The following is a 20,598-nucleotide window of genomic DNA, read 5'->3' as shown; positions in this document are numbered from 1 at the left end:
AGAGAAAAAACGATTCCAAAGAGGCATATTTTTATGTTAAGAAAGTCTATTCATAAAAAAATCCGAACTGATTCAACATTCTAATGAAAGAATGCTGAACTATAGTTCGGATTTTTTATCTAACATATGGTTGTATGAGCTTTTTTAGCTTCCACCCATTGCTTTTTTATTCGTTGCTTCAATTGCCTGCTTCATTGTTAAGAAAAAGTCTTGTTCTTTCATCACTTTTAATCCTTCGGCAGTAGCGCCGCCTGGAGTTGTTACTTGCTCTCTTAAAGACGCAGGATCTTTGGTTTCATGCAGCATTTGTACAGAGCCATACATCATTTGAATAACTAAATCTTTGGCTGTTTTTTCGTCCACACCGTAAGCAGTCGTTGCATCAATTAACGATTCTGCAAAATAATATAAAAACGCAGGTGCACTGCCAGTTACAGCCGTTAGCTCATGTACTTCTTTTTCTGAACACTCATGCGCTTCACCAATTCCTTTTAAAATCATTTGAAGCACTTCTTTATGCTCTTTTGTTGCAGAAGTTCCAAGTGTATACAGGGACATCGATTGCCCAATCATAGCAGCTGTATTTGGCATAATCCAAGCGACAGGCGTTTCCTGAGGAAGGTGGTTTTCTAAATAACTCGGACCAATTCCTGCAGCTAACGTTACAACAAATTGCTGATTTAAATGAGTCGAAAGTTCCTTGAGAACGGAAGGATGCGCCTCGGGAGGCATCGCTAAAATAATAACGTCCGAATTGTCAACTTCCTGGCGCCAATTTTGCGTCGTTTGTACGCCGTACGTTTTTTCAACTCGCTGTAACCGACCGATATCTCCGTTGTTTGACATCACCACTGCCTCAATACTATCAGCGCTGCTCGTAACCAAGCCAGCCGCTACGGCTTCAGCCATTCGTCCTGCTCCAATAAATAAAATTCGCTGTTTTTTCATCTGTTACTCCCAGTTATATGTCCAGAATTCTTCTCTTGTTAATAGACGTTCCATTTGCGGATAGTCAGATAAGCGATCGAAGTCAATTGCGTTCATCATTCCTTCTGTTTGAGAACGATGGGCTTTTAACGCTTCAATTTTTTTATCTTTCATCGCTGTTACATCAAAAATAACATCTGGTTCTCCAATATGTTCAATACGATCTTTTGAAAACGCATGACACCAAACAACCGGACGCTTTTCTTTTGGCATACGTTTTACCGCTTGGATCGTAGCTGCTCCCGTGGCATTGTGATCAGGGTGTACTGCAAAGCCAGGGTAATGCGTTAAAATGTGAGTCGGCTTTACATCGTTAATAATTTCTTCAATTTTATCTGCAAAAACATCAATATCAAGAAATTCTAGCGTTTTATCACGAAGCCCTAGCATACGCAAGTCTTGAATGTCTAAAACGTTTGCTAAATCTAAAAGTTCTTTTTTTCGAATTTGAGGTAGAGTTTCACGGTTAGCAAACAGCGGTCTACCCATGTTTCGTCCCATTTCACCTAGCGTAACACAAGCATATGTAACGGGCGTTCCTTTTTGTCTAGCTTGCGTGATCATTCCTGCTGCTCCATATGCTTCATCGTCAGGATGCGGAAATACAATTAATAATCTTTCTTCCATGTTCTATTCTCCTCTCTTTTCTGTTATGAAAACGGATGTTCACTTAATTGAAGGGCAACTGCTAAACGACCTTCAAAGTCATGCCCTGCTAAAAGAAGTCTGCCTTCTTCATCAATTTCCCAATCTGTTAATCCCTCTGCATAAATCCACCCTAAATCAATTTGAAGACCTACACGATAAGGACCTTCTCCAGTTATCTTTCCGTTTGAAATAGTGACTTTACCATTGCGAATAAAAGCCCCAACTGTCATTACTTTTTCATTTACGTGTGAAGCATATGCACCGTTTGTCGTTTCAAGGTGTACATATACGTCTTTATTTAAAAATGTTTGTATTTTTTTTTGAACTGTTTCTTTATGAATTGGTTGCACGCTTGTTACTCCTTTCTCATGTTCATAAATTGTATTGTACTAAAAATCAGGAGCGAATCCTAATGTTTAGTTCTAGACTTTGAATTTCTTTATTCCATCGTTCATAATCATACATAAATGTTAATTCTTCCCAATTCAACATACTGATTTCTTGAATGTCTATAATAATCTCAGCGAGTTCACGGCTAAGCATACCTAGTTCTTTTCCTTCTGCCAGCTTTTTTTTGTAACGATTAAAAGCTGGATCTAATTGTTCAATTTGTGCATAAATTTCATGGATAGAGCCATATTGTTGAATAAGAGGCAGTGCGGCTTTTTCTCCTACACCTGGAACGCCCGGAATATTATCAGATTTGTCACCAAGCAATGCTTTTACGTCCACCCATTGACGAGGATGAATATTATATTCTTCTTGAAAGTGCTTAAAGCCATAAACAAGATCGCCAACCTGCTTTTTAGCAATAATTTGCGAAATATGTTGATCTAGGAGCTGAAGCAAGTCTCGGTCGTTGCTATAGATGTACCCTGGACTTTGCTTTTCCTTACTCCACTTGCTTGCAAGTGCTCCAATTAAATCATCTGCTTCATAAGAAGACAATGACATTTGATAAATGCCTACTGTATCAAAAAATTGCTTTAACGTTTCGTACTGCTGAATCAGCGGATCAGGCAGCTCTGCTCTTGTTTGCTTATATAAAGCGTATGTATCTTTACGTTTTGTATCCTCGCGTTTAACATCCCAAGCGACGAAAATATGGCTTGGCTCATATTGGTGAATCAATGCATGCATTTTTTGAATCGTTACTCTCAGGGCATTCGTAAATTGGCCCTTACTGTTTCTTGTCAACGCTGCTTCATCTCTTCCATAAGAAGTAGCAAAATAACAGCGGCTTAATAAATTAAATCCATCAATTACTAATAGTGTTTCGTTCACATAGTCACGTCCTTTGAAAACTTTGCTCCTTTAGCTTTTAGAGCAAACATACTATAGCACTTGTTCTTTGCACGCGTCAATGAAGTGCACAAAGCTCAAAACCCGCCCATTTTTTTCTCTCAATGTAAATGTAGTATAAAGATGTTAAATTGTTGTTATGATTTATTCGTTTGACTTTTAGAACTTTTGACTATCCTATAAAATGAGGATGAAAGATCAATCCTACAAATGAAGGTGAAAAAAGTGAATAAAAACACGATGATTAAAACATTAAAAGTTATATCTGTTGTGTCGCTTCTCGCTTTGTTATTTATCATTGCTTATGATCGTTCCATGTCTACATCCATGATTATTTTGTTCAGTTCGCTCATTTTCTTTGTATTTGTACTTAGCGACTTTTTTTTCGATCGCAAGCCGTGGGGATTAAAAGGCCTTCAATTATATATATCACTGATGTTATTCATCATTGCCATTTTTGAAATGCATCAAGTTGTCAGTTCACTTTGCGTTATTTCCATTATGGCTCTACCAAAAGTTATTGACGAATTAGCTTAAGCGCGAATGATAAATGATAAAATCCATGATCACAATGATCATGGATTTTATTACGTTTTGAGTAATTTTTCAGAGATGCGAAGAGCTTCTTCTATGCCAAATTTACGCACTAAACTGATGGCTTCCTTTATTTCTCTCTTTTTCAAATCATGAGTCGGATTTAAATTTAACAACACTTGAATAACAACTAAATCCCGCATCGTAAACATCATATTCTTTTTCATATCTCGCTGAAATGTATACTGTTCTTTTAAGAGCCGGTCACTTATTGCTAACACTTTCGACTCCGGAAGATGTAGCTGCGCTCCTGCTTCTTGACAAGACCACAATTTTTTCACTCGATCTTCAGCATTCATATTTGCGACTCGTGCATATGTAATATCGCTGTTTTCTTGACGAATCTCTATCTCTTTTAACGTTGGCTTTAGCACCGTTTTTCGCTTAGAGACTTTTTTCTTGTTAACTCCTGTATCCCTGAGGACTCTGCCGTGAACAGTGTAAATGTCGTATTCATTTTCTCTTTTTACATCTTGTTTATTGTATTTTGGAAAATAACCATTCACAAGCATCGTTCTCAACATATCTAATTCTTTTTTTAATCCATGAACTTCAATATATCCAACCGCATGAATTTCTTTGTGGAATTTTTTTGTATTGCTAACACCTTTTCCTGCAACGTGAGCTCTTACTCTTTCTGATAGAGAGCCCGTCGTGGTTCCGATATACAAAAGCCGGCCGGGTTCATCAAAGAAAAAATAAATGCCGGGAGCGGAAGGCAATTGTCCCATTTCTGCTGTACTTAGCAGCTTTTGCAATACTTGCATGACTGCTAAATCAATTTTTGCTGTCATTATTTTTGATAACCTTTTAACATTTCTTCATATACTTTTAGATGCGTATGTACAGTTTGAAGAAGCGGTACGTGTATAGACGATTTTTCAGCTAACTTCAGCAAATATCCTTGAAGGTGGTCTCCTTCAATTTGAGAGCTTTTTTCCATGTCGCGCTGCATCGATGACTTCATGTCATACGTCATTTTGTCCATCGTATTCATATGCTGTTCAATGATTCCTTCGGCTAATGGTGCATCGTAGGCCATCATAATATTTTCCACTTCTTTAAAAAGTTCTTGCACAAATTGACGCCCGCCTTTTGCTGCTAAAACTGGTCCAACAGGTGCGCGCATAAGAGTAGTCATGCCTGACATAACCGTAATAAACAAATACTTATGCCACATATCCTGTTCAATATATGAACTTTTCACAAACGAAGCTTTTGTACTACTGAACGCTTGCTCAATCAGTTGTAATCGTTCTGTGTCCTTCTGCTTAAATTCACCAAATACAAGTCTGTGAGCAGGACTCGTCTGGACGACCTCTCCATCTTGGTTTAAAGTAGTTTCAATAAAGCACAGCCCTCCAATGACTTTCTCTTCCCCAAAAGCTTCCTGCAATGGAGCGACATGAGCCATACCGTTTAACAAAGGTATTACAACGGTCTGATTCCCTACAAAAGGACGGACATCTTCAATTGCTTGTGTAAGATGATAAGCCTTCGTTGTGAACAAAATAACATCATAAGGTCCTTTTACCTCAGATTTTGTAATAGCTTGTACAGGTGAAGTGAAGTCACCGTGTGCACTTTTAATCACAAGTCCGTTTTGTTCCAGCTCTTTTTTTCTGCGTTCTCTGACAAGGAAAGTAACATCTTCTCCTTTTTCCACAAGCCTGCCTCCAAAATAACCGCCAACGCCGCCTGCGCCTAAAACTAATATTCGCATAACTTTTGCTCCCCTTTTCTTTTTCTTTTATTGTAGCACAGCTAGTTTGAAATTTTATAATATTCTTATTTCATTGTATTTTGAGTTTTCTACAAAAGATAGCCATAGCGCTTTTAAAGTTGTTATAATGAATACAAAAAAGCATAAAAATTTACGTTTAGACATTTATCCCCTCTTGGATATACGATTTACCAACCCGTAATCGGAAAAATTCCGATTTAAATAATGTTATTTACATAGGAGAGACTGAAATGAAAACAGAAATCTACATTTTATCTGGATTTTTAGGCAGCGGAAAAACAACGTTGCTTAAACAGCTGCTTCAGCAAGAAAAAGATCGTAATCGCAATATTGCTGTTGTGATGAATGAGCTTGGCCAAGTTTCGATTGACTCAAATGAAGTAGAAGAAGACACGCCGTTAAAAGAATTGCTAAATGGCTGCGTGTGCTGTACGATTCAAGGTCAATTTGAAACGCAGCTTCATTCACTTTTACAGGAGAACACATTGGATGCTATCTATATAGAAACAACGGGAGTTGCCCATCCCATTGAAGTATTAGATGCTTGTATGTCTCCTCTTTTTGCGCATCAAGTTACGATTAAAAGTATTATCACCACACTGGATGCGACAAGATGGAAAGAACGTGGTTCCTTAAGCATTCAACTTCAAAAACTTCTTCAAGAACAAGTAAAACATGGGGATGTAATTTTATTAAATAAAACGGACATGCTGTCTGAGTCAGAAAAGTCTTCCCTGCTTTTTGAGATTCAATCCATTAACGCTAGTGCAAGGACATTATTAACGACATTTTCCCGCGTGAAGCTTGATGTGATTCAAAAAGCTCAGCTGTCTCAAAAACAGCCGCACCATAAGGCTCATGTTGAAGATCATCTTCATTTGAAAACATTTGTATATGAGTTTACAAAAAAAGTGGATCTTGAATTATTTGAAAATTGGCTTCGCCAAATGCCAGATACCATTTATCGCATTAAAGGCTACATGCGCTTCACTCATTCGAATGATACGTATTCGTTTCAATATTCATACGGCATGCCTCTATATATGAAAGAAATGATGAAGCTGCCCACCACTCTTGTCTTTATAGGTGAAAACCTCGATCACGCTAAGATGAAACAAGAATTATTTAATCTTGAACAGCAATCTCATTAAAAATCCCGCTCTAGGCGGGATTTTTTTATTACTTATAAACAGGCATTTTGTACTCTGCGCAAAATTTCATATGCACGATTTCCGGCTAACTCTGTCAATTCTTCAAATTTTTCATCTCTTTTCAAATCGAGTTCAATAATTTCTTTTGCCAGCTCAATAATCTCTTCTTTTTTCAATTGTTGCACAGCCATGTAAAACGCCCTTCCCTTTTAGAATTTATGTATATTCTCACATTTATTTTCTATTCATCATTTTGAAAGCAAGTGATTAACCACAAGGCTTTATCCTGTATGGTTAACCACTTGGGATCGAGTTAATCATTAGTTTATAGGACTCTTTTCCCTATTTCATTATTTATGTCACTTTTTCTCACATAGTAATTCAAAAATATAACATATATATGTTAGAATGTATTACATGTTATAATTTTTTGTATTTTTTTCCTTTATAATAACATACTACTACGTACTCAGGGGTGAGGGAGATTGTCTACGAATGAAGCGTCATATCGAGATAAAAAAGTCATGTCTATTGGGATTGTAAAAGAATTAACCGGTTTATCAGAAAGACAAATTCGCTACTATGAGAAAAGAAGCCTGCTCTTTCCGGACCGAACCAATACGGGTATCCGGAAATATTCGTTTTCAGACGTCGAACGATTAATGGATATTGCCGATCGTATAGAAGAAGGAGTTCAAACGAGTGAAATACGCACAGAACTGGCTAAAAAAGATGAAGCGAGAAAAATGAAAGAAGTAAAAAACCAAATGCTTCAAGGTCAGTTGAACGCTCATTTCAAGCGGAAGCTATAAAGTATACATACGGTGACTTTTCCGTCTCCGTTTTTATTTCTTTACAGCAGACAAAAAAGCGCATATCTAAAGATATCCGCTTTTTTGTCCGTTAAGCTGAACGCCCTTTAAAGAATTTCGGCTGATGAGAACTCATGAACTTAGTTTTAGATAAAATGAACATCACCGATCCGCCCCAAATGAACAAAAAGGCAATCATTTCCACACTAGAAAACGGTTCGTGATACACGAATACCCCTAATAAAAGCGTCATGGTAGGAGCAATGTACTGCAAAAAACCGACCATCGATAGCGGAATAAGCGGGGCTCCTTTAGCGAAATACAATAGTGGCATAGCTGTAGCAACACCGCCTCCAATTAAAAGAGCGCTCACATCAAGCGACTGAAGGGAAAAACTTGAAGATCCTTTCACTAAAAGAAAAATAAAATAAATAACTGCAATAGGTGCAACCATCATCGTTTCAATCGTTAATCCTACTTTTGCTTCTAACTGAATAGTCTTTTTTACAAGACCGTACAAACCAAAGCTAAACGCTAAGCTTAATGATACCCATGGGATATGTCCGTATGTAACTGTCATAACGATAACACCTATAGCAGCCAATCCAACAGAAGCACCTTGCCAAAAATTAAGCTTCTCTTTTAAAACGACTATGCCAAGCAAAATACTAACGAGCGGATTGATGTAGTAACCTAAACTTGTTTCAATAATATGATTATGGTTAACCGCCCAAATGTAAACGAACCAGTTGATGCTGATTAGCACTGAAGCCACAAATAAAATGACCGCTTGTTTCGTATTACGAAATAATAAACCAAGCGTCTTCTTTAAAGAACTCATTTGCTTTGTCACAAGCAAAAGTAAAAGCATAAAAACAAATGACCATATAACGCGGTGAGCAAGTATTTCATTCGCATTCACCTCGCCAAGAAGCTTCCAGTAAAGCGGAAAAAGCCCCCACATAACGTAAGCGCTGGCTGTATAAACAATACCTGCTCGTTTAGAATCTTGATTCATTTCTCAACCTCTTTTCTTTATCTCTCTGTCTCTTATCATTATAGATGCATTTACCTCTTTTTTATAGCTTTATTTTGCCTATCGAAATAGCTCAAAAAAAAAAAAAAAAAACGATCGCTTTTAGCTCGACCGTTTTTTATACATTATTTTTTAGGTTGTTTAAATACTTTGGCACTGCGAATATACTCTACGTCTTGTACGTTTTCTCGCGCGTTAGCGATTCGAGCCGCAGCAAAGAAATAATCGGATAAACGATTTAAATACTGAAGCACCGCCACATTAATTTTATGCTCACGCTGCACGCCAACAACAAGCCGTTCTGCGCGGCGTGTAATCGTCCGACAAATATGAAGCGTTGTCGCTGCAGGTGTGCCTCCAGGTAAAATAAAACGCTCAATGGCCGGCGCTTCTGACATATAGACATCAATGCGCTTTTCAAGTACTGCTATCATGTCATTCGTTACTTTGTACGGATGATCATCTTTTGCAAATGCTAAATCACTTCCACAGTCAAAAAGCTCATGCTGAATCGTAATTAGCTCTTCTTTTACATCTTTTAATGTTGCTTCATCCAGCTGATAAATCGCTTGACCTACAAAGCCATTTAGCTCATCAATCGTCCCGTATGCTTCCACTCGAATATCATCTTTATTTACTCTTCCTCCAATTAAGCTTGTCTGCCCTTTGTCCCCTGTTTTTGTGTAAATGTTCATTGTATTTCCTCCTTCAATCGATTAGCAATTCCGTACCAAATGTGATCTACTTTCTGGGCATGTGCCGCCAAATGCTGATACGCATACCCGCATTCATCTCTCCACTGCCGCTCTATTGGATCTAAAGGAACAATGCCTTTGCCGACTTCAGTTCCAATCACTATTAACTGTTCCCATACACCGCTGTCTCTCCACTTCTGTATGACCTTTTTAACAACAAGATGCGGAGCCTCCAGCTCGCTATGTATTAATTCCTTAACATAGTGCTCAAATCCTTCTAGCACAATGTAACTTTCTTCAAACTCAATGGCCGGTAAAACGGGGTCTTCATACAAACAATGCCATTTTATCGACTCACTGGCATACTGCTGCTTCACCCATTTTCTTTTGCCGGTAAATGCACCGCCGAATACGAAATGCATGCTCTTCTCTCCTTTGCCTGTTTGTATGTGCACGTTACTGAAAAACCTTCTCCATAAGAAAAAGAAACATCCCAAAGCGACGCTGTCTGTTTAAAATGGGACGCAAGTAAACGCAGTGGTCCGCCGTGTGAAACAATAGCAATGTGACGCAATTGCTGACTAGCCGCCAAATCGACCGCTTCTTCCCAAGCTTCCCAAACTCGGTTTGAAAACCCTGAGAAGCTTTCACCATTCGGAGGCGTATGTTCTGCCCAGTGATCGATCCAATTTCTATATGCCCGTATGTTTTTTAAATCTTCATACGTCTTCTCTTCCCAATCTCCAAAATGCAGCTCACGCCAACTTTCCCTTTTAATCACCTGAGATTTAGGAAAAACAATTGAACTTGTTTCTAGCGCTCTTTTTAAGTCACTGGAAATAACGAGCTCCGGCTCTAGAGAAAGCTCTTTTAATTCATTTTTCCCTTCTATACTTAAAGGCGGATCACTCCACCCTATATATTTTTTTTGTTGATTTTCAAGCGTCATGCCATGGCGAATACATGTGATAACCAAAGAATTATCCATAAAAACGTTTCTCCTCCTTCAATGGTTGCACCTATAACATCTCCTGTTACGCCACCAAACTGCGAACGATAAAACCGTATCCAGAGCCATAAAAAACCGGCAAAGAAAAAGATAATGAATTTATTGTCTATAAAAACAATGAAAATAGCAACTAAGAATAGGCTCATGACGATAAATGCATAAATAGACCATTTGGTGACTCCTTTTTGAAAATAAGCAGCAAGCCCCGTATCTTTAGCGGGCTTATCTCTCATAACTAAGAAAGCGGCTCCGATTCTTGGAAGTGTAAAGACGGTTATACATACCCAAACCGATAAAGAAGAAAGAGACGTTAATTCATAGATTGCACTAAAGCGCAGCAGAAGCAGAACAATAAGAGAAAGAATAGCAAAAGACCCAACGTGCGGATCGCTTAAAATCTGCAGTTTCTTTTCCTTTGACTGATGGGAAAAATACGCATCACTTACATCCATCCACCCGTCTACATGAAGACCACCCGTTAAAACAAGCGGCAAAAGCAAAACTAAAATACTGCTAACAATAGCAGTGATAGGTGAATAGTGAAGCAGCTGTAAAAAGCTATAAAACATTAAACCTAGTAATATGCCAATCCAAGGCAGGACAAAAAGTGAGCGTGCCGTTCTTTTTTCAGTCCATTGAACGGTTTTAGCCAGTGGTAAGATCGTAAAAAACTGAAGAGAGATTCGTAGTATGGCTATCCATTCTTTCATTTGCTTACACATTCCTTTCCTTTTTTAAAACGGGAAAGTCCCGCTTCTACACAAATAGCCACATCTGCTTTTTCTACAATATACTGATGTAATTTCCCTAACATATGCATATAGCTATATGTCGGCTCCTCTAACACGCCCGCTTCAAACAGTTCATTAGATACTAGCACGACCGTCTGAGACTGCGCAAACAGCTTATCGAGCGCTTCTATCATCTGACGAAAAACCTCTTGTTTACCTTCTTTTGTTTGCCACCTTTTTTCGGTTAAAAAAAGCTCATTGGCAAGCCAGTTTGTGACACAGTCCAAGAGTATAGTATCATCACTTCGAAGGTTTGGAAGAATTTGTTGTAAATCTACAGACTGCTCGATCGTTACCCAAGGCGTGTTCGCCGCTTGACGTTCTGCTTGATGAAGCTGGATACGTTTTTGCATTTCACTATCTGTTTGCCGGCTTGTGGCAATATAAACAGCGCGCTTTGTACAAAAAGTTTGAACCATGTTCTCCGCTGCATGTGATTTGCCGCTTCGAACCCCTCCGCTAATAAAGATGATCATATTTCATCGAGTCCTTGTTTGATTACGTTAAGTAAATAGTCATTTTCTTCTTTCGTTTTCACAGCCAAACGGATATAGCGTCCATTTAAAAATGGGAAGTTTTCAGTATGCCGAGCTACCACACCGCGGCTTGCTAAATAGATAAGCCAATCGCGCGTTTTAATAGAAGACGGAACGCTGCAAAGATAATAGTTTGTTTGAGACGGAGAAACCAAAAGCCCCCATTCTTCTAGTTGACTCAAGATCCGTTTTCGTTCTTGTTTAATATAATATACGGTTTTTTTCACAAAATCTTTTTCATCTACACATATCATCCCTACTTGCTGCGACAATCCATTTACACTCCAAGGAGGTTGTTTTTTAGACATCTTGCTAATGATTTTTTCATTTGCCAAAATATAGCCAAGGCGAAGCCCCGCAATATTAAACATCTTTGTCATCGAACGCACAACAATGAGATGTTCATAGTTTAGAATAAGAGAATCAAATGAAGGCTGATGTTCGACAAAATCAATAAATGCTTCATCAATTATTAAGTATGTACCATGATGAGCAGCAGCTTTTACTACTTTCATCCATTCCTCGTGACTATACATAACGCCCGTTGGATTATTTGGGTGACAAATCCATAGTACTTTTATATCCGGAAGAATACTCATAATCAACTCTATATCCCAGCTCCAGCCATTTTCTTCAGCTAAAGGAACGTATGTCACTTCACATCCATACGCTTTACTTGCCTGTTCGTATTCGACAAACGTCGGCTGTACAATCCCCGCTTTCTCTCCTGAAAATAAAGAAGCAATAAGGAAAAACGCTTCAGCGGCCCCATTTGTGGGCAGCACTTGGGCAGCGGAAACATGATGATGAGCTGCAAGTTTATTTTTTAGTTCTGTTACTTCAGGATCAGGGTAACTAAACGCAGCTTCCTTGAATTCGTTCCACTTTTCGTGAAGAACAAGGGGAGCCCCTAAAGGATTTGTGTTTACGCTAAAGTCTTTTAGATGCGACAAATTCTCGGCCCCTATTGCTTTTAAAAAGACATTGGGGTTAGCTCCATGTGTAGGTAATAGCACTAATAACTCCTCCTAACAAAAGATAGAATAACCACGTAGCATAGACCGTCCTTTTCATAATGAAAACAGCTTGTTCAATATGACCGGCTTGCAGGGGAATGAGTGGTTCGCCCATTTTTGCACGATTAGATTCTATGCCTTTATATGTATTAAGCCCGCCGAGTTGAATACCTAAAAGGGCAGCCACTGCACTTTCCCCGTATCCGCTATTTGGACTTGGATGCTTCTTAGCATCGCGCTTAATCAAACTCGTTACATGCCAAAGAGAATATTGGCTTTTTGCTACATTAACAGCGGTCATTACCACTGCAGTTAACCGACTTGGAATATAGTTTAATACGTCATCGGTTTTTGCACTAAAATAGCCGAACAGAAAGTAGCGGTCATTTTTATACCCAACCATTGAATCGCATGTGTTAATAGCTCGGTAAAAAAAGGCTAGGGCTCCTCCTCCTATAAATGCATAAAAAAGCGGAGCTGTAATACCATCACTTGTATTTTCAGCCACGGTCTCTACCGTCGCTCTGGCAATTTCTCCTTCTGATAAACGATCCGTATCTCGTCCCACAATCATGCTTACTTCATATCTAGCTTTCTCCATATCTCCTAGCTGAAGCGGCTTTTGCACCTTATAAGCAGCTTCGCTTAAGGAACGAGTGGATATAGTAGTCGCAATCATTACGCCCTCTACTAAAACACCTAGTATAAAATGAACTCCGTACAAAGCATGAAGGAATAAAAAAGGAATAACTCCTGCGAGCACCACCATACTTATCACAAGAAGCAATCCTTTGAATCGTTTTCCTGCGCCTTTATTTAATCTGGAATCCATCCAATAAATCCACTTGCCAAACCAGCGAACGGGATGCGGCCAATTTTCTGGGTCACCTATGATTCGGTCAATGAGTAGAGCAATCGTCATGGCTGTCAGGTGTGCAATCATCGCTTGTGCAATACTCATTTCTTCACCTCTTTTCCTTAAGTGCCTGCTCTAAGCTTATTTTTACCAGCTTGGCTACCGCTTGACCTAAAGCGGTCATAGAGCCTGCATATTCATATAATGGTCCTTGCTGAGACGCTGCAACTGAGATACTGTCCGTAGATGTTCCCGTAGCAATCGTCTTTGTAGCTGGATCTATGACACCCAGCTGTGACAGCGTTTTTGTTTTGGCTTCTGTAGCGGCAATAAAAAGCTGTAAAAACGCCGCATCCGTAAGCCTGCCTTCCACGAAAAAAAACATATTAATTGTACCGGGAGAGGAATAGAAAGGGACAGCTTCGTCAGCTGTAATATCCACTGCGTTTCCTACTCCAGCCGTTATCACGGAAGCTACTCTTACTCCGTAGCCTTCATAACAGTAAACCGCTCTTTCTTTTAACCAAACCGCTGTCATCAACCCTACGATTTGCTCATGGCGCACATTTTCTTTCATCAAATATTGCTCATACTCTAAAGAAGGAGTATCTGAATAATAGTCTTTATGAACAAATCGATTGTAAAAGGTGTCCGTTTCCATGATGCCTGTTCCTAAAACGCCTGAGCTGTATGTTTTATAAGAAGTCTCGGTTTTCATGATTAAAAGCTCAGGCCGTTCTTCAATTTTAAGATGTGAAAAGGGACCAATCCCCTTTTCAATTCGAACTGGAATATGGTCCCTCTTTTTATTTATTGTACACCTCAGGGTATACTGCTTTTGCTAAGTCCTCTAAGCCATCTACAATACGAGGTCCTAAGCGGTTGATTTTGTTTTGATCAACCTTTTCGATGTTCCCCTCTTTTACAGCAGTCATGCTGCTCCAAGCGGGACGCTTCATAATCTCATTTTTGTCTGCATCATACGTTGCGATAATAACGTCAGGGTTTAACTTAACAACTTGCTCTTCAGAAAACTTAACCCAACCCTTTTCACTAGCCGCTACGTTATCAGCACCGATCATAGTAAGCATTTCGTTCATGAACGTACCTTTTCCTGTTGTATAAATCTCAGGAGCTCCCGATACCTCTATCCATACTTTTTTACGATTTTCTTTTGAAATCGTTTTTGCTTTTTTCTCAATTGAAGCTACTTTTTCTTTCATGTCTTTAATTGTTTGATTAGCTTCTTTTGTTTTACCCGTTAATTTACCAATTTGCGTAATAGAATCATAAACCGTATCAAACGTTGTTGAATCTTTTACAACAAATACCGGAATACCCGCACTTTCAATTTGTTTAAATACTTCATCTGAAACGCCCATACTTGAAGCGTGTGCCAGCACTAAATCAGGATTTAAAGCAATAACTTTTTCTGCATTAACGTTCATATCTCCCACCTGCGCTTTTTTCTTTACGCTTTTAGGATAATCATCGTTGCTTGTGACACCGACTAATTCTTTTTCAAGGCCAAGGGCATATACAATCTCCGTATTACTTGGCATTAATGAAACAATTTTCTTAGGCTGTGTTTTCAACGTAATTTCTTTATCACGCGCGTCTTTTACCTTCACTGGAAACGCAGCTTGTGACGTTTGTTCTGTATCTTGCTTCGTTTTTTTATCACTGTTGCTTTGGCTGCCTGCACCGCATGCAGCAAGTACGATGACTAACAGCGCAATAATGGAATACGAAAGCCATTTTTTCATCTAAATACTCCCCCTATATATTGTTCATTGTGAATACGAAACCTCCACGTTAAAGAAAAAGCAAATGATCATGCAAAAAGCAGCGCTATCCCGTTTTTTCCGCTTTGACTATGTATACTGCTCGGCAGCAGCTTCAAAATAAAAAAGCTTTACTTTCAATTGAAAGCAAAGCAGGTAACGTCAAGATAAGCAGGAAAAGAATCCGTTCACTATACTTGATATGTATGTTCATTACCCTGCTTCACCCTTCCTCGAAGGTTTCACAGCTAACAATAAGGCAGGTCTCCTGACTTACGCACAAAGCGCTTACAGTGGCGGGACCGCGCTGGTTTTTCACCAGACTTCCCTTTTCACTCAATCTTTAAATTGAGACCTTATTGCTTTACGATTATTCACTTGTCCTAGTATACCCCACTCATCGAAAAATGGAAATAGCCATTCTCACAAAAAAAGCTGCGAGAATGCTCTCGCAGCTTAGGGAATTAAAGAGTTGCTAAAAATTCACGGACCGCTTCAGGCGTTTTAGCATTTGCACTGTGCAGGTGCGCAATTTTTTCACCGTTTTTATATACAAGAAGAGAAGGAATACCCATTACATTGTTTTCAGCAGAAAGTTCTTCAAACTCATCCTTGTCAATTTTAAACCATGCTTTATCTGTATTTTCGTCAACGATTTCATCAATAAACATATCCAAACGTTTGCAATCAGGACACCACGTTGTCGTAAAAATCCCAACGCTTAGTGTTTCATTCTTAATTTGTTCGCGAAATTGTTTTTCTTCCGTAAATTGTTTCATTGTGTTACCTCCAGCGTCTATTCGTTCCTTCCTACAATTCTATAGTAAGAAGTCTGACTTCATTATAAACGATTTTTTTATCGTTGTGCTAATGTTTCAGCTTATTTAGACCATAACGGTTTTAGACGTAAAAAAATGCTAGCTTAAAAAAGCTAACATTTCGAAATTGTAGAATGTTGTGTCTATTATCAGCTGAACCACTTAGGCGGCATGTTTCGGTTCCAATAAATTTTCCCTAAATCATAATGCTTTTGAAAATTATCTGCGGCCGCATGATAGTGAAAATTAAACCAGTATCCATCTTTTGGAGGATTTTCACGCCGTACATGAAACCGTATTAAGTCCTGACCGGTTTCCCGGTCATATACATGGAAAATCTTTTCACCGTAGCCAGCAGCAGGGTGCTCGCTTATCTCGAGATTCTGAATTGACTGTTCACGTTCAGTGCCAATGTCGGTCAGCACTTCTTCAATTTTAGGTAACACTGCTTGACGAAATTCATCTTCAATGACAGGACCAATTTTTGTTCCGAATTTTTCCACTGACTGTTTTTCAGCTGATTCCATTGCATACGTAACAAATGATGAAACGTCTTCATATTTTGGTTCTTCATATGGCAAATGAATATCTTCTATAACAGCTGTGACAGGAGTTGTTTCTCTTACATACCCTGCTTTATGTTGCTTGTCCGCTTTTGCATCATCAACGTATAAATATTCTGGTGGAGTGACAAGCCCAAATGTAAATACTGTAATAAATACAATTAGCATTCTTTTTATCCATCTAGGCATTCGTATCTTTCCTTTCTCATCTTTTCCCATATGGTCTTTTCATATTGTAAAATTCATTATCATAACTCACTAGGTATTGTAACATACTTATTAATTTTTTACCTATATTTGCTTATTCATTTATGCTGTCTACGGGCATTTGACGACTTTTCAGTTACCACCTTCCTTCTTCTGTTTGAGGTTGTCACACCGAGCGGAAACCTATACAAGATATTCCTTTTTTGCTGGATGCTTAAACACAAAAGTATTTTTATGTTCAAAAATATATCATACTTTTATGAACTTTAGATGAAATTCATAAAAAAACTTCCAAAACTTTTTAATTCCTAAAAGGTTTTGGAAGTCTTTTCAATGAGCGTAATTAATTTTACTTTTTTGGTTATTTTTGTATATCAATTGTCCCGTAATGAAATTTTGATGTTTTTCGTTTTTGCACAGTAAATCCATGCTCTTTAAAACGACTGCTTTTCCAATGATCTTTTAGCACGACCTTTTGTTTGGCTACTCTTTTTGCTTCTTGTATAGCCATTGGCGTCAGCGTGGTATACAGTGCTATTGCTTTAATACCGTTAATTCCATTCGATTCCTCAATTTGTTCTTGAAACATAGGATCAAAGTAGACAACATCAAAAGAATTATCTTCACAACACGCCAAAAACGATTCAAAATTTTGATGAACCACGTTTATACGCTTCATTGCATCATTCAACTCTTGTACGTCACTTTCCCAATTTAAAAGTCCTTGTTTGACTAAATAAGCTACATAGCGGTTGCCTTCTAGTCCGACAACTTTCCCGCTTTTCCCTACCGCTGCGCTCGCCATCATACTATCCGATGCAAGACCAAGTGTACAGTCAAGCACGCTCATTCCGTTTTCCAAACTAGCGGCTTCAATAAACGGATCACGTTCTCCGCGCAGCCATCTCTTCACTCTAAACATAGCGGAATTTGGATGAAAAAAAATAGGTTCTTCTTCATTTTGGACGTGCAATTCTACTCTATTTTTACCGACAACCAGCACGTCTGCCGCTTCAAGATTTTGAAGATCTGCGACAGATTTCTTCTCTCTTGTTACAAAAGGTATACTTAAATCAGCGGCTACTTGTTTGGCTTTTATAATCATCTGTTCATTTGTTCGACCAGCAGTCGTAACAATCACTTTCATAACTCCCCCTACACTGTTTGGCTATTTACATAAAGAAAAAGGATGCCGATAGACATCCTTTTTCTTATAAAGTATATGCGATTTTTCTTTAAAAATCTATATACTAGATGTGACAAAAGCAGGACATTTTATGAACAGTGCTGCTTAAAGCCATTTAAAATGTTTTCAAAAATAACTTCTAACGGCTGACCTTCAATTTCATGTCGAGGAATAAAATGAACAACTTCTTTTCCTTTTAAAAGTGCCATAGACGGTGATGAAGGCTCAATGTCCCCAAAATATTCACGCATTTTAGCTGTTGCTTCCTTATCTTGACCGGCAAAAACAGTTACCACTTGATCTGGTTTTTGCTCAGACTGTAAGTACGCTTGCGTTGCTGCAGGACGTGCTAAACCAGCAGCGCATCCACAAACTGAATTAACGACAACAAAAGTCGTTCCTTCTACGTTTTCCATAAAATCAACTACGGCTTCCTCTGTTGTTAATTCTTCATAACCAGCTTGAGTTAATTCTTGACGCATTGGTTTAACTAACTGACGCATATATTCTTCATATGCCATTGACATATTAACATTCCTCCTAACAATCATTCACGCTAAAAGCATACTATAAAAACCAGGAAAAATCTAGCTACTCACTCTTCAAATCCTTATCGCTGTCACGTTCTCCTTTTTCATTTGACAAAAAAAGATTAAAACCGGGTCATATCATCTAATTTTTTTCCATAAAAATGTCGATTTTTACTATTAATATTCCATTTTTTGTACTATAGTAGTAAATAGTAGTTTAGTAGAAAGGATTTTCAAATTGAACCAGCGATTTAAACCGAACAAACGATTTAAGCCAAACAAACGATTTTATGCATTTTTGTCTTTAGTGTTAGTGATCGTCGCTTCTTTATTTTTTATTACAGAAGCCAAAGGAAGTGAATCCGCTGCATCTCAGCAAGTCTTAGCATCTACTTCATTGCCGCTGAAAGAAGCTGCATCTTCAGCACAACCTGAGAAGCTGCTTAATACACTTCACCATAATATGTATGTAGGAAATACCGTGAACGATCAAAATCAAGCTCTTACACAGCCTGTTTACCTTACGTTTGACGATGGCCCAACGCCTGATACCCTTCACATTTTAGATGCTTTGCGTCAATACAACGTAAAAGCAACTTTCTTTATGTTAAAGTATCAAATTGACGCTCACCCTGAAATTGCTAAAAAAGTAGCACAGGAAGGACATGCCATCGGCTGTCACGGCGTCTCTCATGATATTCATGTCATGTATAGTGAAGACGGCGCCGCGTTAAAAGAAATGCAGGAGTGTCAAGCGACAGTTAAGAAAGTAACCGGTGTTGACAGTAAGTTAATCCGCGTTCCTTACGGCAGCGTTCCTTATTTAAAAGAGCCGCACCGTACAGAGTTGCTAAGCCACTTTAAATTATGGGACTGGAATGTAGACAGTGAAGACTGGGCACTTCGTTCTGCACCTAGAATTATTCAGGGCCTTGAACCTCATATTCAAGGGGTTAACTCCAACGGAAGAACACCCGTCATTTTATTTCATGACAAATCCTTTACGGCACAGTCTCTGCCGACTATTTTGACTTACTTAAAACAGTCCGGTTATCAGCCTATTAAAATTGATAACACGATGCAGCCTATGCAGTTTCCAACTCCCGCTGCAAAACAGTCATAAAAAAAGATCATTCACGTGAATGATCTTTTTTTATGCTTTTCTGCTTTCCGTCATTTGTTTCCAAACAGAACCTTTTGCTTCTTCTCCGCCTTCGATACGTTCAATCGCTAGCTTGATTTGTAAATCTACCTCAAATTCTTTGTCATTCTCTGCTGCTTTTAATGCAGGAAGAGCCGTCTCATCCCCTACCTCGTATAAATACATCGCTGCACGCCAGCGCACAAGCTTGTTTTTATCACCAAGGGCTTCACACATTGCCGGAATACCTTCTTCAAAACCTAAATCCGACATGCAGTCTCCAGCAGTACGGCGCACAGTGACTGATTTATCTTTTAATGCTTTGTATAAATAAGGCAGTACCGCTTTTGATTCAATCATTCCTAAGTAGACCGTAGCTAAGCGGCGAATAGATGCTTTTTCATCATCAAGCGCTTTATTTAAAACGTCTAAATCAGCTTCTGTTGGATCCATTTGTTCTAAATGGGCATAGCGCACTGACCAATCGTTGTCTTCTAGCATCTCTTCTGTAACCTTATAGGTTTTACGCGGCTGTACCGTTTTTCCGCCTTCTTTTTCTTCTTGTGCATTGGCTACAAGGCGAGTTAATCTTTCTTGCGGATATGCTGCTGCTAATTCTTCCACTACTTCGTCTCCGATAGCCGCTAACTCTCCGTAACGAACGCCTTGTTCTTTCCATTTCCGTTCTAACACTACATTATCTGAAAAGCTTTGAAGCTCTGCTACCGCTTTTGCGAATCGTTCAGGCAGACCAAATCGCTTTTCTTCATTTCCATCCGTTAGCTTAACTTGCATTGGTACGTTTTTGAACATTTGAACGGACACATTGACCTCACCAAAATGCTCATTCATTTTGTGCTGTTCGCTGTTACTCTGCAAATCTTCACCAAACGCTGCACGAACTTGCGGCAAAATTTGCTTCCAGTCATATTTAGCATTTCGCTCTACTGCTAAGAAGTCCGCTACGTGATAGACTCCTTTTACCCCTTCTACTTTCAAGATATCTTGAACAACTTCAGGCGCTGCTTCAGCATTTTTTTCCGTATAGTTATTGCTTTTTCCGCCTGATAGCACTTCGTCTAAATTAATTTTCATTGTATTCGGACTTGGCGTTGGCTCAATTGATTTAATGTTCATATCGTATCGTACTCCTCTCATTAAAATTGTAGCATGTGGCTTATACTCAGTCTAA

26 protein-coding genes and 1 riboswitch are annotated in these 20,598 nt (G+C 38.7%); of the genes, 4 read left to right on the top strand and 22 right to left on the bottom strand.

What is annotated here, in order from left to right; genetic code table 11:
- Nucleotides 1-144: 144 nt before the first annotated feature.
- Genes proC through ACMX9J_RS00855 form a run of 4 tightly spaced genes read right to left on the bottom strand, consistent with a single transcriptional unit; the run spans nt 145 to nt 2,919 of the window.
- On the bottom strand, nt 145-948 hold the full coding sequence (gene proC / locus ACMX9J_RS00870) for a pyrroline-5-carboxylate reductase (RefSeq protein ID WP_028413631.1): 804 nt from the start codon (nt 946-948) through the stop codon (nt 145-147).
- A gap of 3 nt (nt 949-951) precedes the next feature.
- Nucleotides 952-1,614, bottom strand: a complete 663-nt coding sequence (gene bshB2 / locus ACMX9J_RS00865; protein WP_013056715.1) for a bacillithiol biosynthesis deacetylase BshB2 — start codon at nt 1,612-1,614, stop codon at nt 952-954.
- A gap of 23 nt (nt 1,615-1,637) precedes the next feature.
- Nucleotides 1,638-1,985, bottom strand: a complete 348-nt coding sequence (locus ACMX9J_RS00860) for a YojF family protein (RefSeq protein WP_013056714.1) — start codon at nt 1,983-1,985, stop codon at nt 1,638-1,640.
- Between the two features lie 46 nt (nt 1,986-2,031).
- On the bottom strand, nt 2,032-2,919 hold the full coding sequence (locus tag ACMX9J_RS00855) for a 5'-3' exonuclease (RefSeq protein WP_028413632.1): 888 nt from the start codon (nt 2,917-2,919) through the stop codon (nt 2,032-2,034).
- A 243-nt stretch (nt 2,920-3,162) separates the two neighbouring features.
- On the opposite strand from ACMX9J_RS00855, the gene ACMX9J_RS00850 reads away from it, so the two are divergent.
- Nucleotides 3,163-3,474, top strand: coding sequence for a hypothetical protein (locus ACMX9J_RS00850; protein WP_016763842.1), 312 nt, complete (start codon nt 3,163-3,165; stop codon nt 3,472-3,474).
- A 50-nt stretch (nt 3,475-3,524) separates the two neighbouring features.
- Here ACMX9J_RS00850 and ACMX9J_RS00845 read toward each other — a convergent pair whose 3' ends face one another.
- Together ACMX9J_RS00845 and panE are read right to left on the bottom strand one after the other, a co-directional pair.
- Entirely contained in the window at nt 3,525-4,325 is an 801-nt protein-coding gene (locus ACMX9J_RS00845) for a GIY-YIG nuclease family protein (RefSeq protein ID WP_028413633.1), read from the bottom strand.
- The gene (gene panE / locus ACMX9J_RS00840) at nt 4,325-5,254 is read right to left on the bottom strand and encodes a 2-dehydropantoate 2-reductase (protein WP_416225314.1); all 930 of its coding nucleotides are present in this window, start codon (nt 5,252-5,254) and stop codon (nt 4,325-4,327) included. The genes ACMX9J_RS00845 and panE overlap by 1 nt, the downstream gene beginning before the upstream one ends.
- Nucleotides 5,255-5,505: 251 nt before the next feature.
- On the opposite strand from panE, the gene ACMX9J_RS00835 reads away from it, so the two are divergent.
- The gene (locus tag ACMX9J_RS00835; RefSeq protein ID WP_014460454.1) at nt 5,506-6,426 is read left to right on the top strand and encodes a CobW family GTP-binding protein; all 921 of its coding nucleotides are present in this window, start codon (nt 5,506-5,508) and stop codon (nt 6,424-6,426) included.
- Nucleotides 6,427-6,458: 32 nt separating this feature from the next.
- On the opposite strand, the gene ACMX9J_RS00830 is transcribed toward ACMX9J_RS00835, so the two are convergent.
- On the bottom strand, nt 6,459-6,617 hold the full coding sequence (locus tag ACMX9J_RS00830) for a hypothetical protein (protein ID WP_013056708.1): 159 nt from the start codon (nt 6,615-6,617) through the stop codon (nt 6,459-6,461).
- A gap of 294 nt (nt 6,618-6,911) precedes the next feature.
- On the opposite strand from ACMX9J_RS00830, the gene ACMX9J_RS00825 reads away from it, so the two are divergent.
- Nucleotides 6,912-7,238: a MerR family transcriptional regulator gene (locus ACMX9J_RS00825; RefSeq protein WP_013082852.1), complete on the top strand. Its 327-nt coding sequence runs from the start codon at nt 6,912-6,914 to the stop codon at nt 7,236-7,238.
- Nucleotides 7,239-7,329: 91 nt separating this feature from the next.
- Here ACMX9J_RS00825 and rarD read toward each other — a convergent pair whose 3' ends face one another.
- The 14 genes from rarD to ACMX9J_RS00755 all read right to left on the bottom strand — a co-directional run bounded on the left by rarD (nt 7,330) and on the right by ACMX9J_RS00755 (nt 18,262).
- Nucleotides 7,330-8,256: an EamA family transporter RarD gene (gene rarD, locus ACMX9J_RS00820; protein ID WP_033578771.1), complete on the bottom strand. Its 927-nt coding sequence runs from the start codon at nt 8,254-8,256 to the stop codon at nt 7,330-7,332.
- Nucleotides 8,257-8,399: 143 nt separating this feature from the next.
- A complete protein-coding gene (locus tag ACMX9J_RS00815) occupies nt 8,400-8,969 on the bottom strand; it encodes a cob(I)yrinic acid a,c-diamide adenosyltransferase (RefSeq protein WP_028413636.1) in 570 nt (189 codons plus the stop codon).
- Nucleotides 8,966-9,391 carry a bifunctional adenosylcobinamide kinase/adenosylcobinamide-phosphate guanylyltransferase gene (locus ACMX9J_RS00810; RefSeq protein WP_033578770.1) on the bottom strand — a complete coding sequence of 142 codons (426 nt, stop codon included), beginning with the start codon at nt 9,389-9,391 and terminating at the stop codon, nt 8,966-8,968. The genes ACMX9J_RS00815 and ACMX9J_RS00810 overlap by 4 nt, the downstream gene beginning before the upstream one ends.
- Nucleotides 9,343-9,957 carry a histidine phosphatase family protein gene (locus ACMX9J_RS00805; RefSeq protein WP_028413638.1) on the bottom strand — a complete coding sequence of 205 codons (615 nt, stop codon included), beginning with the start codon at nt 9,955-9,957 and terminating at the stop codon, nt 9,343-9,345. The genes ACMX9J_RS00810 and ACMX9J_RS00805 overlap by 49 nt, the downstream gene beginning before the upstream one ends.
- Nucleotides 9,915-10,688 (bottom strand): adenosylcobinamide-GDP ribazoletransferase, encoded by a 774-nt coding sequence (gene cobS / locus ACMX9J_RS00800; protein ID WP_416225313.1) that lies wholly within the window; start codon nt 10,686-10,688, stop codon nt 9,915-9,917. The genes ACMX9J_RS00805 and cobS overlap by 43 nt, the downstream gene beginning before the upstream one ends.
- Nucleotides 10,685-11,245: a bifunctional adenosylcobinamide kinase/adenosylcobinamide-phosphate guanylyltransferase gene (locus ACMX9J_RS00795; protein ID WP_416225312.1), complete on the bottom strand. Its 561-nt coding sequence runs from the start codon at nt 11,243-11,245 to the stop codon at nt 10,685-10,687. The genes cobS and ACMX9J_RS00795 overlap by 4 nt, the downstream gene beginning before the upstream one ends.
- Complete coding sequence (cobD, locus tag ACMX9J_RS00790; RefSeq protein WP_034269340.1) at nt 11,242-12,321, bottom strand: threonine-phosphate decarboxylase CobD; 1,080 nt, start codon at nt 12,319-12,321, stop codon at nt 11,242-11,244. The genes ACMX9J_RS00795 and cobD overlap by 4 nt, the downstream gene beginning before the upstream one ends.
- A complete protein-coding gene (cbiB, locus tag ACMX9J_RS00785) occupies nt 12,296-13,282 on the bottom strand; it encodes an adenosylcobinamide-phosphate synthase CbiB (RefSeq protein ID WP_033578767.1) in 987 nt (328 codons plus the stop codon). Before cbiB ends, cobD begins: the two co-directional genes overlap by 26 nt.
- 4 nt (nt 13,283-13,286) lie before the next feature.
- A complete protein-coding gene (locus ACMX9J_RS00780) occupies nt 13,287-13,895 on the bottom strand; it encodes an adenosylcobinamide amidohydrolase (protein ID WP_034269343.1) in 609 nt (202 codons plus the stop codon).
- 88 nt (nt 13,896-13,983) lie between these two features.
- Nucleotides 13,984-14,943, bottom strand: a complete 960-nt coding sequence (locus tag ACMX9J_RS00775; RefSeq protein ID WP_416225311.1) for an ABC transporter substrate-binding protein — start codon at nt 14,941-14,943, stop codon at nt 13,984-13,986.
- Nucleotides 14,944-15,201: 258 nt separating this feature from the next.
- Nucleotides 15,202-15,335, bottom strand: a riboswitch (cobalamin riboswitch).
- Nucleotides 15,336-15,425: 90 nt separating this feature from the next.
- Complete coding sequence (locus ACMX9J_RS00770; RefSeq protein WP_013056696.1) at nt 15,426-15,740, bottom strand: thioredoxin family protein; 315 nt, start codon at nt 15,738-15,740, stop codon at nt 15,426-15,428.
- A 188-nt stretch (nt 15,741-15,928) separates the two neighbouring features.
- The gene (locus ACMX9J_RS00765) at nt 15,929-16,531 is read right to left on the bottom strand and encodes a YpjP family protein (protein WP_028413645.1); all 603 of its coding nucleotides are present in this window, start codon (nt 16,529-16,531) and stop codon (nt 15,929-15,931) included.
- Nucleotides 16,532-16,910: 379 nt separating this feature from the next.
- Complete coding sequence (locus tag ACMX9J_RS00760; protein WP_416225678.1) at nt 16,911-17,690, bottom strand: class I SAM-dependent methyltransferase; 780 nt, start codon at nt 17,688-17,690, stop codon at nt 16,911-16,913.
- Nucleotides 17,691-17,824: 134 nt separating this feature from the next.
- Nucleotides 17,825-18,262, bottom strand: a complete 438-nt coding sequence (locus ACMX9J_RS00755; protein WP_013056693.1) for a BrxA/BrxB family bacilliredoxin — start codon at nt 18,260-18,262, stop codon at nt 17,825-17,827.
- A 241-nt stretch (nt 18,263-18,503) separates the two neighbouring features.
- Here ACMX9J_RS00755 and ACMX9J_RS00750 point away from each other — a divergent pair, with 241 nt between their 5' ends.
- Nucleotides 18,504-19,388, top strand: coding sequence for a polysaccharide deacetylase family protein (locus tag ACMX9J_RS00750; RefSeq protein ID WP_416225310.1), 885 nt, complete (start codon nt 18,504-18,506; stop codon nt 19,386-19,388).
- Between the two features lie 30 nt (nt 19,389-19,418).
- Here ACMX9J_RS00750 and ACMX9J_RS00745 read toward each other — a convergent pair whose 3' ends face one another.
- On the bottom strand, nt 19,419-20,543 hold the full coding sequence (locus ACMX9J_RS00745) for a conserved virulence factor C family protein (protein ID WP_028413648.1): 1,125 nt from the start codon (nt 20,541-20,543) through the stop codon (nt 19,419-19,421).
- Nucleotides 20,544-20,598: the final 55 nt, after the last annotated feature.

The sequence above is a fragment of the Priestia sp. RMT2NF4 genome (assembly GCF_047872835.1).
In the GTDB taxonomy this organism is placed as follows: Bacteria; Bacillota; Bacilli; order Bacillales; family Bacillaceae_H; genus Priestia; species Priestia zanthoxyli.
The sequence above is the reverse complement of the archived record's forward strand: the minus strand, read 5'-3'. Positions and strand labels throughout refer to the sequence as shown.